The following is a 13709-nucleotide window of genomic DNA, read 5'->3' as shown; positions in this document are numbered from 1 at the left end:
CAATCCCGATCAGTAGCAAATTGCAACCAATTGGACGGTACGGCATGATGGTTTCAATCCGCAACTCATTGGGAGGTGTCATGCCGCGCACCACCACGCGCGCCCCGGACCCCGACTGGACCGACCCCGAATGCCCCGTCGCCCGCACGCTCGACCTCGTCGGCGACAGGTGGAGCCTTCTCGTCGTCCGCGACGCGATGGACGGGGCACGGTCGTTCACCGAGTTCCAGCGGCGCACCGGCATCGCCCGCAACATCCTCACCGACCGCCTCCGCAAGCTCACCGCTCACGGGCTCCTCGCCCAGCGCACCGCACCATCGGGCCGCCGTCAGGAATACGTGCTCACCGACGCCGGCCGCGATCTCTTCCCGGTCATCCTCACCCTGCGGCAGTGGGGAGAGCGCCACGCCTTCGTCCCCGGCGAGACCCACTCCACCCTTGTCGACCAGCACGGCATCCGCGTGCCGGAGATCGCGCCGGCCGGCGCCGACGGCACCCCCCTCGGCACCGAAACCACCCACGTGCAGAAGACCCGGTAGAGAGCAGCCCCTCCGCGCCTCCAGACCTCGCCGGAACCCCGCCGCCCACGCGCCGGTGGTATGCCTTGGGCATGAACGAGTTGGACGCTGAAGTGGTTCAGCCTGCGATGCTCGAACGTCCAGTGGACTCAGCCCGTTACCGCGGTCTTGCCCGGCCGGACAAGACCGTGCGGTGGGCGAGGAACGAGCTCGAGCAGGTCGGGCAGATGCGTGGGCGATCCCCGGATACGTGGCCCACGCCGACCGCCTTGCCCGAGTCGCTGGACCGACTCGCCGAGCGGCTGACCGAGCTGGGATGGGACGATCTCGCCGGCCTGGCTCGCCGGGAAGAACTGGCGGTCTATCGGACGGGGCCCGCCGCCCGACCGGGCTTGTTCACCGACCGGATCGTCCGCGCCTTGGCCGCGTTGCACCGCAGCCTCATGGAGTGCGAGCGGTGGGAGGAAGCACTCGAGGTCGTCGAGGAGCTCCTGCGACTGTCGAAATCCAACCGGTCCGCGCGGGCACAGGCCCCGGAGGCGCGCTATTGGCGGACGCTGCTCCTCACCAGGCTCGGCCGCGACCAGGAGGCGGTGGAGTCCGCGGCCGAGGCGGTGACCAAGGCCCGCGGACGGCTACAGAATGCTGGGGCCGGATCGGCGAGCTTCGAGCTCATCCACGCGTTGACGGCCTATGCGGACTGCCTGGACACGGTCGGCCGCGTCGCCGAAGCCGCCGAGGTGAGCGCCGAGGTCATGGCGGCCTGGTGGCGACAGGCTGACTCGACGGTGCGATTCCTCCACACCCTGGACGTGTGCAGCGACCGGCTCGTCCGGAGCGGGCAGACCGAGCAGGCGCGCGCGTGCATCGTCGAGGCGATGGGAAAGCTGCGGTTCCGTAAGCGTGACACCTACCAGGCGAGAGCCTGGCACAACCTCGGTGCCCGCCTGCTCGTGCTGGGGGCACCGAAAGAAGCGCTGACCGCCAGCGAAGAAGCGGTGCGGCTCCACCGCGCAAAGGCGCGGGCTCATCAGGAGCGGCACCGGGAGCTGGAGGCGGACGACGACTGGGACGACGATCACCGCTACTCGCAGATGTACCTGCTCGAGCGGAGACGCGAGAAGTTGGACACCTCGCGGAAGGAGGTCCGTCGAGCCGAGCAGGACCTGCACGATGCCCTGCTCACCCTGAGTGCCTGCGAGGAGTCCACGCTCACCTCTAGAACGGAGGCCGGTTGAATCCGGTGCAGAGGAGCCAGATCGCGCCGAACGCCGCCGAGGGACGGTCGTTGAAGTCGCCGCGCTCCGGCAGCAGTTCCAGGAGGTCCAGTGCGGCGGAGATGTGCCCGCACTCCGCGGCGCGCTCGATCAGCCGCTCGATCGGGTGCTCGCGCTGCGAGTGCGGTATTCCCTGGATCTCGGCGTAGCGCCGGGCCAGTCCCCGCAGGTCCTGGTCGGTCGGCGTCGAGGGCCGGACCGGCGGCGTGCTCCGGCGGGCCAGCTCGACGAGCTCGTCGCCGACCGCCCAGTCGTGGTCTCCCCAGGTCTCCATCAGGTCGGCCCGGCCCTGCTCGGCGAAGACCCTCAGCACCTCGTACGGGACGTCCCAGCCGGGCAGGCTCTGGAACTCGCGTGCCAGGTCGAGGCGGCCGGTGCGCAGCAGGTACACCAGCCACTCCGCCTCCGAGAAGAAGCTTCCGCTCGGATGCCCGGAGCGGTCGTCCAGGAGGGCGCGCACGAGGTCGTCGCGTCCGCACTCCAGCATCGCGTGTATGACGGCGACGTGGTCCTGCCACGGGTTGGGTTCGATGGTGATGGACGCGCGGGCGTGCTGGAACCACTGCTCGGCGGTGCCCGTTTCGCCCAGCGCCTGGCAGGCCGCGCCGAACGAGGCCGCCCTGCCGGCGTCGAACATCTTCTGGTCCACCGAGGGGAACAGCGATCGGGCGAGGGAGAAGGCGGTGCGGGCGGAACGGGTGTCCCCGGCCCGGGCGAGGAGCACGGCGACGTCGGACGCCGCCGCGAGGCGGTCCGCCGGTTCGGGAATGTCGGCGACCAGGATCAGCGCGGCCTCGGGCTCGCCGCGTCGGGCGCGCAGCCGGGCGGCGGCCCGCAGGTGATCCGCGATGTGCGAGCCCCAGCTATACCGGTCGAGGCCGGCGAGTGAACCACGCGCCGCCTCGAACAGATCGGCCACGCTCGCGGTGTTCGGAGGCGGCCACTCCGCGGGCTCATCGCCGTCCATCCCCTCCAGCTCCCCGCGGGATTCGCGGAGGATCCCGCCGTCCTCGGAGTCGAGGACGGCGGCGGCGCTGAGGGCGTCGGGCAGCACGCGAAGTTCACCCCAGCGCACCGGCCAGGCGTGGCGCCGCCCGACTCCCCAGGCCAGGAGGGCGTCCAGCTCGTCCTCGCTGCCCTCCGGAGCGATCACGGCGTCCGGCTGGAGAGTCATCGCCCAGGTGTCCTCGCCGAGCGCGAAGATCTGCCCCTCGAACTCCTCGACGAGCCCGCCCTCCACCGGACGCGGGCCCGGCGGGACGTACAGGGAGTAGAAGTCCCCGACGACCTCGCCGGTCTCGGCCTTGACGAACTGCATGACCACGTCGTCGAGCACCACCAGCGTGTCGTCCGCGCCCCAGTACACGGTGTCGGCGCCCCCGGCGAGCACGCTCCGGATCAGCCGGGGGTGCGCCGGGTCGGCGAACGACCAGATCTCGGCGGACCCCTCGATGGTCAGGAAGGCGGCCCGTTCCCCGCCGGGAGCCCAGGCCCAGGCGTTGTGGTCGCCTTCCTGGCCTCCCCAGCCCGAGTGCGGGACCTGGGCGCTGAAGACGAGGCGGTCGCTGTCGAAGACGTGCACGCCTCCCGTTTCGGCGGTGCCGGTGGGTGGTGTCAGGACCGCCAGCCGGTTGACGGCGCGGCCGGGCGCCCAGTGCAGCGAGACGGGCTTGCCGAGCGCGAAGGGACCGCAGCGGATCCGCCCGGTGGACGCCTCGCGCAGGAACAGGCCGCGGGGAGTCACGGCGGCGACGAGACGGCCGTCCGGACTGAGCCGGGCGAACGTGCCGGGCGCGTACCAGACGATCTCGCGCGTCCCGGCGTCCACACTGATGGCGTTGGCCCCGAACAGCCGGCGGCCGTCGGGCGACCACACCGGGTCGTCGATCCACTGCCCGACCTTCCAGTCGCCGTCGCGCGTTTCGCGCTCCGCGAAGCCGTCCCGCACGGCCTCGGGCGTTCGGCGCGCCATCAGGTACGGGTGATCGGTCTCCACGTGGTCGGGCAGCCACCGTAACCAGCCCCGGTCCAGAGGGACGACGCAGCCCTGGAGCCCGCCGTCGCCGTTGGTGCCGCAGTGGTAGTAGACGCTGCGCCCGTCGGGGGAGAGCGCGAACTCCGACGGGCGCGAGTTGCCGTTCGACACGTCGATGGCGGCGAGGAACTCGCCCTCGAAGGTCCAGACCCCCACGCTGTTCGTGGAGTGGGCCATGGCGATGCGGGACGAGTCGGCGGACCACTGGATCGTGCGCTCGTGGCCGGGCCACCCGACGCCGCCCTCGATGCGGCGCACGGCGTTGACGCACCGGCCGGTGGCGACCTCCCAGATCTGGAGGACGCCGCCCGCGTCGTAGTCGTCGCCGACCCAGCTGCCGGTGGCCAGGTGGCGGCCGTCCGGGCTCATCGCGTGGGCGACGATCTCGGTGTCGTGGCCGTACGGATGCAGGAGCCGCGCCACACCGGCGTCGATCAGCCGCCGCGTGGCCAGCCGGTGGGCGCCGGTCACCCCCTCGTCGCGCTCCAGCCCGGCCAGCCGGGCGCGCAGCGGCGGGACGTCGCGCTCGGGCGTGAAGGCCGACCAGTCGGCCCCGTCCAGGAGCTCCCGCACCGCGCTGGAACCCTGCGCCCCTGCCAGCTCTGATGCCGACAGGAACGGCCGAGGAGGCGCCGCGGCCGGAGGAGCGACGGCCTCTTCCCGCTCCAGCATGCCGATCAGAGCGTCTTCATCCAGGTACGGCGTGCGGAGCGTCCCCGTACAGCACGACCGTGCGCCCTCGCAGCTTCATGATCAGCAGACCCTACCGGCGGGCGCCGACACCGCCTCCGCGATGCGGAGATCCAGGCCGCGGCAGCTTCTCGGAGGATGCCCAGCCAGTCCACGCCGTCCTTCACCAGGCCGGGGACGGCCCGGTTCAGCTTCGGCGTGACGAGCAGCAGTACGTCGGCGGCGGCGACCCGGTCGCGCAGCGGGGCGGAATCATATAGTCGGGCATGTGATTTCGCCACTGCCCGTGGCACGGGGCCCGTTAGATGAGCAGCAGAGTCTTCCCCACGGCGGTGCGGTTCTCGATCGCGGCGTGGGCGTCGGCGGCGCGTTCCAACGGGAAGGTCTGCCCGATGACCGGCCGGACGAGCCCGGCGGCGGCCTGGGACATCATCTGCTCCGCCCAGCGCACCACGTGCGGCCCGAAATCGAAGAGCTGCTCGATGCCGATCACCTCTACGCCCTTGGACCGGGCTTCCGCGGGGTCGATGAGCGTGACCTCGCCGCTGGCGGCTCCGTGCACCGAGAACCGGCCACCGCGAGCCGTCACCTCGAATGCGGCCCGCCCGATCTGTCCGCCGACGCCGTCGAACACCACGTCCGGTCCCGCACCATCGGTCACTTCGAGCACCCGCTTGGTCCAGGCCGGCTCGGAGTAGTCGACGGCGGCGTCGGCGCCCAGTTCCCGGACCAGGTCGAGCTTGCGCGGTCCGCGGGCGGCTCCGAGGACCCGAGCGCCCGCCGAACGGGCGAGCTGCACCAGCAGGCTGCCGACGCCGCCGGCTGCCGCTTCGACCAATACCCAGTCACCGGGGCCGATGCCGGCTTTCTCGGTCAGGCCCTGCGCGGTGCTGCCGTCGCTGTGCAGGGCGACGGCCTCCGGCAGGCCCAGTCCGTCCGGCACCGGAAACAGTTCCTGGACCTCGGCTGCGGCACGCTCGGCGAACCCGCCGGTCTCCCCGGTACCGGCGATGACCCGGCGTCCAAGCCAAGCCGAATCCACCCGCGCCCCGACCGAGCTCACACGACCGGCCACCAGACCGCCCGGCACGTACGGCAACGACGGTCTGGCATGCCACTTGTCGACGCCACGCCGGATCTGCGTCTCGACGAACGTCACACCAGCGACCGCCACATCGACCACGACCTGGCCGGCCCCGGCCACCGGATCCGGTGCATCACCGGGCACCAGCACATCCGGACCCCCGAATCGCAGCGCCTGAACCACCCGCACACCGACCACCCCTCTCCGTTCACCGATATGGACCCCGAGCATGCAACCTGAACCGGACTTGAGATCAAGGCGCCAGCCCGACCGGCAGCAGCCTCCGTACACCGACACCGTCGCTGGACCTCATCGACAGCACCGCCCCGCCGACCCCGCACCCGTCGCTCGAACCAGCGAACAATCGTTCCCGCTTCTTGCGATCACGACCAGGCGGTGTCCCACTAGGGCTGGGGCGTCCTCTCCCGGGATCTCACCCAGGCGGTGAAGGCCTCGATCGCGTCGACGACCGCCTCGAAGCGGAAGGAGTGGTACAGGTCGAAGGCGTGGTGACCACCCTTCAGTTCGGCGTAGACGACGGGGGCGGCCGAGGTCTGGCGCAGCTGGTCGGCGAAGTGCCGGGGATCCGCCGTGGGCACCAGCGTGTCCTTGTCGCCGTGGGCCAGGAAGAAGGGCGGCGCGTCGGCGGTGATGTGGGCCAGCGGCGAGGACTCGGGCCCCTGGCCGAAATAGGGGCCATACCAGCCGTTCAGGCAGATGGCGCCGGTCACGGAGGTGTCGGCGTTCTCGAAGCCCGGCTGGAAGGCCGGGTCGCCCTGGGTGAGCGCGGCCAGCCCCGCCATGTGCCCGCCCGCCGAACTGCCCGCGACGAACAGCGTCGTCGGATCGGCGCCGTACTCGTGGGCGTGCTCCCGCACCCAGCCGATGACCCTCTTGAGGTCGATCAGGTGGTCCGGATGCTGGGCCTCGGGCCTTAGTCGGTAGTTGGCGCTGATGCACACCCAGCCGTGGCCGGCGAGCCGGTAGAGCAGCGGAAGCGACTGGCTGTTCTTGTGGCCCCCGTCGTAGTGGCCGCCGTGAAAGTGGATCATGACGGGCGCGCCTTGCGGGCGCGAGCGGTGGTGGTAGAGGTCGAGCAGGTTGCGGCGGCCCGCGTCGCCGTAGGCGAGGTTGGCCACGCGCCGGACATCTGGGCGGCGCTTGAGGATGGGCAGGAACAGGATGCGGGCCAGCGGGAGGCGGCGCCGCAGCCCGCCGGCCAGGTCGGCGTCGAGGGTGGCGCGCCAGCCGGCGCCCAGCCCTTCGTCCATGGCGTGCTCGATCCTCGCCCGGTCTCCGAGTGCGCGATGGGCGATGACCGCGAGCCCGGGCAGGGTCGCGGCGGCTAGGCCGACGACCGCCCACCCGCCCGCCGAGTCGATGTCACCCTCGGCGAACGCCAGCGCCGTCGGGAGCAGCAGCATCCAGAAGAAGGCCGCGAACGGCAGTTCGTTGGCGGCCAGGCCAACGTAGTAGCTCAGGCGGCCGAGCGGGCGCGACCACGGCACCGGCCACAGCGCGAACAGCGTGCCGACCGCGACCAGCGCCACAGTGATCAGATAACCGACGGGCACGAAACCTCCAGGGGCGAACACCGGCCGGTCGGAGACCGCGACCACCTGCGCGCCGACGACGGTCTGCGGAGCATCCGACGCACGGCACGACACGGGCCGAGAGCAACGTCTGGCCTGCGGTGGCCATGACGTCCTCCAGTCCCCACCTCAACCGAGAGAAACAAACGACACGTATCGTGTCGCCAGGAGGATGGCGGACATGTCCGCCGCATGTCAATACGACACGTTCCGTTTCCCTTAGGGTGGGGGCATGTCCAAGGCACCGAACCCAGCGCGCCGCAGGGAGAGCAGCCGGCAGGCGATCCTCGCCGCCACCGGGGAACTGTGCGGCCAGAACGGGTACGGGCGGCTGACCATCGAGGCCATCGCCGCCCGCGCAGGGGTGAGTAAGAAGACCATCTACCGGTGGTGGCCGTCCAAGGGCGCGGTCGTCTTGGAGCTTCTCGACGAGACCGCGACCGTCGCCGCCACCCCGCCCGACACCGGCGACCTGACCGCCGATCTGCACAGCATGCTCACCGAGGTCATCGGCATGCTCACCCCGCCGCACAACTCACCCGGCACCGGCGTGATCGCCGAGGCATTACACGACCCCGACCTCGCCCGTGACCTGCGCGAACGAATCATCCAGCCGCGCATCGCCACGTTCAAGCAGCGGCTTCGCCGAGCCCAGGACGCCGGCCAACTGCACCCGGACGCCGACCTCGACGTCGCACTCGACCTGCTGTACGGCCCGCTCTACCACCGGATGGCCCTCCACCTCGGTATGCCCGACCCCGCCTACCTCCGCTCCCTCATCACGCACGTCCTGCGCGCCCTCACCCCGCCTACCTCCACCGCCCCCCACTGACGCACCCGAGAGGCCGAGAGAACTCATGGACGGGCGCTCCATGAGCATGAGCGGGTGGCCGGCAGCGTCGCCAACCGGCGCGATCGCGGTGCCGACGCAGCAGCGAGCCCTTGCCGTCGATCCCATACCGCGACAACTCCGCCGGCCGTCGCGGCGGCACCGCCTGTCCGTTCCGGTCGAAGGTTGCAGGGCCCGATGCCGTGACCTGCGGGTTGTGAAGTAAGTCCGAACAATCTCCGCTGATCTTGTTCGGACTTACTTTGCATTTTCGGTGGATCTTGATGGGATGTGTCGGCTTCCGGCCGTCTGTCGCGGACATCGACGGCAGCGTTCAGCGTGGCGCGTCTTGGACTTGGTGGCCATCGGACAGTGCCGCATAGACCAGGCGGTCTCGCCACTGTCCGCGGAGGCGAAGGTGGTGGCGGAGACGGCCTTCGTGTCGCATGCCGATCTTGGTGAGGACTCGGGTCGATGCGGCGTGGTTGGGGTCGCAGGTGGCTGAGATCTTGTGCAGGTCCAGTTTGTCGAAGCCGAAGTGAAGGATAGATCAGGGTGTTGGCGGCATGGCGTTTGCCGGTGAAGTAGCGGGCTGCCTGATGGTGCTTGCGGAGTGCGCGGACCGGTGGGCCGGGAGAGGCGCCGTCGATGCTGCCCACTCGATGTTCGGGGAATGTTGTGGGCGCCATCAAGGGTTGGGGTGCGTGGTGGTCGGCCCAGAGGTTGACGGGGCGCTTGGGGTCCTCGGGGTAGTAGTCGTCCAGGCCGAGCCGTCGGCCGAACTGTTCGGTGAAGTCCCAGCGGTGGTCGGTGTCGGGGTCACCCAGGGGCCAGGTGGCCTTGACTCGCCAGACGGGTGGGCCAGCAGGGCGGCGATGGTGACGGCTTCGGGATAGATCGCGGCGTGGCAGCGTGAGTGGCTGAACGCCTCTCGGTGGCTGGTCTTGGGGATGAGCTGGTCGAGGCGCTGGTCCCAGTGCCGCCAGCGGCTGTGGCCGTGGGTTTCTTCTGGGCCGTTCTTCCAGAGAACTGCGCAGATCTTGAAGGCGTGGACGAGTGCGTCGAAGACCGGTAGCGGGCCCCAAAGGCGCACCAACCGACGGTGCTTGCGCTGTGCGGCCAGCAACTCGGGAAGATCGTCCAAGAGGCGATAGGAGTCTTCGCCGACGTCGAACAGGCCCTCGCCACCGCGGCCGCCGCCGGACTGCGCTCCGCCGACACCCCGTGTTCGGACCGCGAGATGTCCGGATCGGGCGATAGCTTTCCGGCATGATCGAATCGCCTCCCTTCGAACTGCTCGACGGTCTGCTCGGCCGCCGCACCGACGACCCGGGCCTGATCGAGCTGCACCGGAACTACCCCCTGAAGCCCCTTCCCGCGTTCACCGATCGAGAAGACATCTCCCCGACCGGCTCGGACGCGCACGGGTTCGAGCTCACCTACCAGGCGACCGCGCGAGTGCCCGGCTGCTATCCCTCGATCCGGGTGCGGGGACGCGGCCCGCTGCTCGGCTACCTCACCAAGGTGTGGATCAGGGAGGACTACCCCTTGCCGATGGGGGACGGCCTCAGCACGGCGCTGCCCGAGTTCGAGGCGCGCGCACGAGCACTGCACAGCAGCGTCCAGGAGTACGGAAACATCGTCCACATCCTGCGCCGCGACGAGCGCAGCACCCTTGAGGCGCGCTATCACGACGACGGCCGCTTCATCTGGTTTCTCCTTACGCTCAACGAGCGGGACGAGGACGATCCTGAACTGCTGAAGTCGGCGGATGCGGTCCTGGCCGCCGCGTCGGCGCGGGAGTACCCGTCCTGGCCGGAACCCGGTGCCGACGACCCCTTCCCCGCTGCCCTGCGTGCACTGCACAATCATCAGGCCGCGCACGGATTCGGCGAGATCGACTTCGAGATGCGCGACCACTTCACCTTCGGCGGGCCGCACGCGTGGACCGGCAACCCTGCGGCCGAACGAGAGTTCCGGGTGTTCGGCCACGACGGCAGCGGCGGCCTGGCGGCCTTCTGGCTGGTCCACCAGGGACGTCCTGTCGAGGAGCAGCCCGTCGTCTTCCTCGAGAGCGAGGGCGCCATGGGACCCGTCGCACCGAACCTGTGCGACCTGCTCTACCTGCTCGCGGGCGGCATCGGCCCCTACGAGGCCATCACCTTCGGGGCCTCCTACTGGGATGCCGATCCGCAACCCGAGATCGCCCGCATCGCCGAAGACCACTTCGGACCGCGCCAAGCGCGCACACCTCAAGAGATCATCGACGACGCCGACAGCGAGTACTCCGACCTCATGGACCGCGTCGACGCGCTCAGCATGCACTGACGGCGCTGTTGCCGCCCCGCCCGGTGACGCCGACCTCTCCCGCGACCTCGGCGATCACGTGCCGGATGTCCCCCCTCACACGCCCTGGCCCGGCAGCATCCATGGCCCGAGTTCGCCATCGTCGACGAACCAGCCAGGTCCCTCGCAAGGTAAGTCCGGAACTCGCAGGGTTCGGCCGGACGGGACGGCGACCGCTGATCGCTGAGAGCGAACGTTGCTGAGGAAACAAATCCGTGCTCCGTTTTCTTGAGTGAGTATGACTCAACTTGTTGTTGGGTCTCCCGGGTGACCGGGGCCGGTCCCTCCCGGGGGGCCGGGAGGACGCACGGACTTGGAGCTGAGCATGAGCGAGACCCTGACGCTGCCGGTGCTGCCCCTGGACGATGGGGCCGTTCTGCCGGGGATGGTCGTCCCCCTGGACCTCTCCGAGAGCAGCGAAGTGCGCGCGGCCATCGAGGCGGCGCGGTCGGTGGGGCGGTCGCAGGCCCCCGGCATCCGGTCGCAGGGCAAGCCGCGGGTGCTGCTGGTGCCCCGGCGGAACGGCCAGTACACCGCGGTCGGCACCCTCGGCGTGATCGAGCAGGAGGGCCGGCTGCCCGGCGGGGAGCCCGGCGCGGTCGTGCGCGGGGTGTCCCGGGTGCGGATCGGCACCGGGACGACCGGGCCGGGCGCGGCGCTGTGGGTCGAGGGCACCGAGATCGAGCAGCCGCCCGCCACGGGCCGCGCCCAGGAGCTGGCCAAGGAGTACAAGAGCCTGCTCAGCGTGATCCTGCAGAAGCGCGGCGCCTGGCAGGTCGTCGACGTGGTGCAGCAGATCGACGACCCGTCCACGCTGGCCGACAACTCGGGCTACGCCGCCTACCTGTCGGACGAGCAGAAGATCGAGGTGCTGGAGATCCCGGACGTCGTCGAGCGGCTGGAGCTGGTGGTCGGCTGGGCGCGGGACCACCTCGCCGAGCTGGACGTGGCCGAGACGATCCGCAAGGACGTCCAGGAGGGGATGGAGAAGACTCAGCGCGAGTTCCTGCTGCGGCAGCAGCAGGAGGCCATCCGCAAGGAGCTGGCCGAGCTGAACGGCGACCCGGCCGACGAGGAGGACGACTACCGCGCCCGGATCGAGGCCGCCGACCTGCCCGAGAAGGTCCGCGAAGCGGCTCTCAAGGAGGTCGACAAGCTGGAGCGGTCGTCGGACGCATCCCCCGAGGGCGGCTGGATCCGCACCTGGCTGGACACCGTCCTGGACATTCCGTGGAACGAGCGCACCGAGGACTCCTACGACATTGCGGGCGCCCGGGAGGTCCTGGACGCCGACCACGCCGGGCTGGACGACGTCAAGGAGCGCATCGTCGAGTACCTGGCCGTGCGCAAGCGGCGCGCGGACCGCGGCCTCGGTGTCGTCGGCGGGCGGCGCAGCGGCGCGGTGCTGGCGCTGACCGGACCCCCCGGGGTCGGCAAGACCTCGCTGGGCGAGTCGGTCGCGCGGTCGATGGGGCGCGAGTTCGTCCGCGTCGCGCTCGGCGGCGTCCGGGACGAGGCGGAGATCCGCGGCCACCGGCGCACCTACGTCGGCGCGCTGCCCGGACGCATCGTCCGGGCGATCCGCGAGGCCGGCTCGATGAACCCGGTCGTGCTGCTGGACGAGGTCGACAAGGTCGGCGCCGACTACCGCGGCGACCCGACCGCGGCGCTGCTGGAGGTCCTGGACCCCGAGCAGAACCACACCTTCCGCGACCACTACCTGGAGGTCGAGCTCGACCTGTCCGACGTGCTGTTCCTGGCGACGGCGAACGTGGTCGAGGCGATCCCCGGCCCGCTGCTGGACCGGATGGAGCTGGTGGAGCTGGACGGCTACACCGAGCACGAGAAGGTCACCATCGCCCGCGACCACCTGCTGCCGCGGCAGCTCGGCAAGGCCGGGCTGGAGCCGGCCGAGGTCGGCTTCGAGGACGGGGCGCTGCGGCTGCTGGCCGCCGAGTACACCCGGGAGGCGGGCGTCCGGTCGCTGGACCGGTCGATCGCTCGGGTGCTGCGCAAGGTCGCGGCGAACGTGGCGATGGACAAGGCCACCCTGCCGCTCACGGTCGGCGCGGGCAATCTGAAGGACTACCTGGGCCGGCCGCGGTTCACGCCGGAGGTGGAGCTCGGCCGGTCCGAGCGGCGCACCGGCATCCCGGGCGTGGCGACCGGGCTCGCGGTCACCGGCGCGGGCGGCGACGTCCTCTACATCGAGGCGTCGCTGGCCGACAAGGAGACCGGCGACACCGGCGTGACGCTGACCGGGCAGCTCGGCGACGTCATGAAGGAGTCGGCGCGGATCGCGCTCAGCTACCTGCGCTCGCGCGGGGCCGAGCTCGAACTGCCGGTCGCCGACCTGAAGGACCGCGGCGTGCACGTCCACGTGCCCGCCGGGGCGATCCCGAAGGACGGGCCGAGTGCGGGCATCACGATGACCACGGCCCTCGCCTCGCTGCTGTCGGGCCGGCCGGTCCGGTCGGACGTGGCGATGACCGGCGAGGTGTCGCTGACCGGGCGGGTGCTGCCGATCGGCGGGCTCAAGCAGAAGCTGCTGGCCGCCAGCCGGCTCGGCATCACCACCGCGATCGTGCCCAAGCGGAACGAGCCGGACCTGGAGGACGTGCCGGCCGAGGTGCTGGAGAGCATGACCGTCTTCGCGGTCAGCGACGTCCGCGAGGTGCTGGACCTGGCCCTGGAGCCGGCCACCACCCCGGTCACCGTCTGACCGGTGCGGGGACGCCCGCGCCGAGCCCCCCAGGGCCCGGCGCGGGCGTCCCCGGCTCCGGAGTGGTCAGCGGCAGTGCGAGGCGCCGGGGGTGGTCTCCAGGTGGCGCTTGCCGTGGAAGTAGATGTCTCCGGCGGCGTGGATGCAGTGGCCCCGCGCCTCCTTCGTCACCGGCCCGGCGTTGTACCTGAAGTTCCCGTCCTGAGCGGCGGGCCGTCCGAGGATGGAGCAGCTACGGGCGGGACGGGTCTCCTTGCACGCGGCCAGGAAGACGCTCGTGCGCAGGTTCACGCCGCGCGTGGCGCCGAGGTGGTTGAGCTGGGCGCAGTTGCGTCCGGCCTGGTAGTAGACGACGAGCTCGGCGACGGGCTTGCCCCCGTACCTGGCGACCTTCCGGTCGATGAGCGAGCCGCTGCATCCCGCGGCGGCGGGCGCCGCCGCCGCGGGCGCGGTGGGCGTGGTGGGTGCGGCCTGCGCGGGCTGCACGGCCAGGGCGAGCGCGGAGGCGCACGCCGCCAGGCCCAGCCCGGCGGCGGCACCGATGTTGATGGTCCTGCTCGTCATGGGATCCCTTCGATCGTGCGGCCGGTCGGCCCGGCCGCTCCCGGGGCAGATA

At 71.0% G+C, this 13709-nt stretch carries 12 protein-coding genes; 6 read left to right on the top strand and 6 right to left on the bottom strand.

The annotated features are described in order from the left end of the window. The first annotated feature begins 80 nt into the window (after nucleotides 1–80). On the top strand, nucleotides 81–539 hold the full coding sequence (locus tag QP090_RS21325) for a winged helix-turn-helix transcriptional regulator (protein WP_285940883.1): 459 nt from the start codon (nucleotides 81–83) through the stop codon (nucleotides 537–539). 71 nt (nucleotides 540–610) lie between these two features. Further along, nucleotides 611–1756, top strand: coding sequence for a tetratricopeptide repeat protein (locus tag QP090_RS21320; protein WP_285940882.1), 1146 nt, complete (start codon nucleotides 611–613; stop codon nucleotides 1754–1756). On the opposite strand, the gene QP090_RS21315 is transcribed toward QP090_RS21320, so the two are convergent. From QP090_RS21315 to QP090_RS21305, 4 genes are all read right to left on the bottom strand, one after another. After that, nucleotides 1737–4502: a WD40 repeat domain-containing protein gene (locus QP090_RS21315; RefSeq protein WP_285940881.1), complete on the bottom strand. Its 2766-nt coding sequence runs from the start codon at nucleotides 4500–4502 to the stop codon at nucleotides 1737–1739. The genes QP090_RS21320 and QP090_RS21315 overlap by 20 nt on opposite strands. Nucleotides 4503–4507: 5 nt before the next feature. Then, on the bottom strand, nucleotides 4508–4801 hold the full coding sequence (locus tag QP090_RS37695) for an NAD(P)H-dependent oxidoreductase (RefSeq protein WP_432763072.1): 294 nt from the start codon (nucleotides 4799–4801) through the stop codon (nucleotides 4508–4510). Between the two features lie 20 nt (nucleotides 4802–4821). After that, nucleotides 4822–5802 (bottom strand): zinc-binding dehydrogenase, encoded by a 981-nt coding sequence (locus QP090_RS21310; RefSeq protein ID WP_285940880.1) that lies wholly within the window; start codon nucleotides 5800–5802, stop codon nucleotides 4822–4824. Nucleotides 5803–6008: 206 nt separating this feature from the next. Continuing rightward, nucleotides 6009–7178 (bottom strand): alpha/beta hydrolase, encoded by a 1170-nt coding sequence (locus QP090_RS21305; RefSeq protein ID WP_285940879.1) that lies wholly within the window; start codon nucleotides 7176–7178, stop codon nucleotides 6009–6011. 250 nt (nucleotides 7179–7428) lie between these two features. On the opposite strand from QP090_RS21305, the gene QP090_RS21300 reads away from it, so the two are divergent. Beyond that, a complete protein-coding gene (locus QP090_RS21300) occupies nucleotides 7429–8028 on the top strand; it encodes a TetR/AcrR family transcriptional regulator (RefSeq protein WP_285940878.1) in 600 nt (199 codons plus the stop codon). Nucleotides 8029–8359: 331 nt separating this feature from the next. Here QP090_RS21300 and QP090_RS37690 read toward each other — a convergent pair whose 3' ends face one another. Beyond that, the gene (locus tag QP090_RS37690) at nucleotides 8360–8572 is read right to left on the bottom strand and encodes a GNAT family N-acetyltransferase (RefSeq protein ID WP_432763071.1); all 213 of its coding nucleotides are present in this window, start codon (nucleotides 8570–8572) and stop codon (nucleotides 8360–8362) included. Nucleotides 8573–9127: 555 nt separating this feature from the next. Here QP090_RS37690 and QP090_RS21295 point away from each other — a divergent pair. From QP090_RS21295 to lon, 3 genes are all read left to right on the top strand, one after another. Beyond that, on the top strand, nucleotides 9128–9298 hold the full coding sequence (locus QP090_RS21295) for a hypothetical protein (protein WP_285940877.1): 171 nt from the start codon (nucleotides 9128–9130) through the stop codon (nucleotides 9296–9298). Then, nucleotides 9295–10353: a hypothetical protein gene (locus tag QP090_RS21290; protein ID WP_285940876.1), complete on the top strand. Its 1059-nt coding sequence runs from the start codon at nucleotides 9295–9297 to the stop codon at nucleotides 10351–10353. Before QP090_RS21295 ends, QP090_RS21290 begins: the two co-directional genes overlap by 4 nt. A gap of 343 nt (nucleotides 10354–10696) precedes the next feature. After that, nucleotides 10697–13093: an endopeptidase La gene (lon, locus tag QP090_RS21285; protein WP_285940875.1), complete on the top strand. Its 2397-nt coding sequence runs from the start codon at nucleotides 10697–10699 to the stop codon at nucleotides 13091–13093. 66 nt (nucleotides 13094–13159) lie between these two features. Here lon and QP090_RS21280 read toward each other — a convergent pair whose 3' ends face one another. Next, nucleotides 13160–13657 (bottom strand): hypothetical protein, encoded by a 498-nt coding sequence (locus tag QP090_RS21280; protein ID WP_285940874.1) that lies wholly within the window; start codon nucleotides 13655–13657, stop codon nucleotides 13160–13162. Nucleotides 13658–13709 lie beyond the last annotated feature (52 nt).

Source organism: Actinomadura xylanilytica (assembly GCF_030283145.1).
In the GTDB taxonomy this organism is placed as follows: Bacteria; Actinomycetota; Actinomycetes; order Streptosporangiales; family Streptosporangiaceae; genus Spirillospora; species Spirillospora xylanilytica.
The sequence above is the reverse complement of the archived record's forward strand: the minus strand, read 5'-3'. Positions and strand labels throughout refer to the sequence as shown.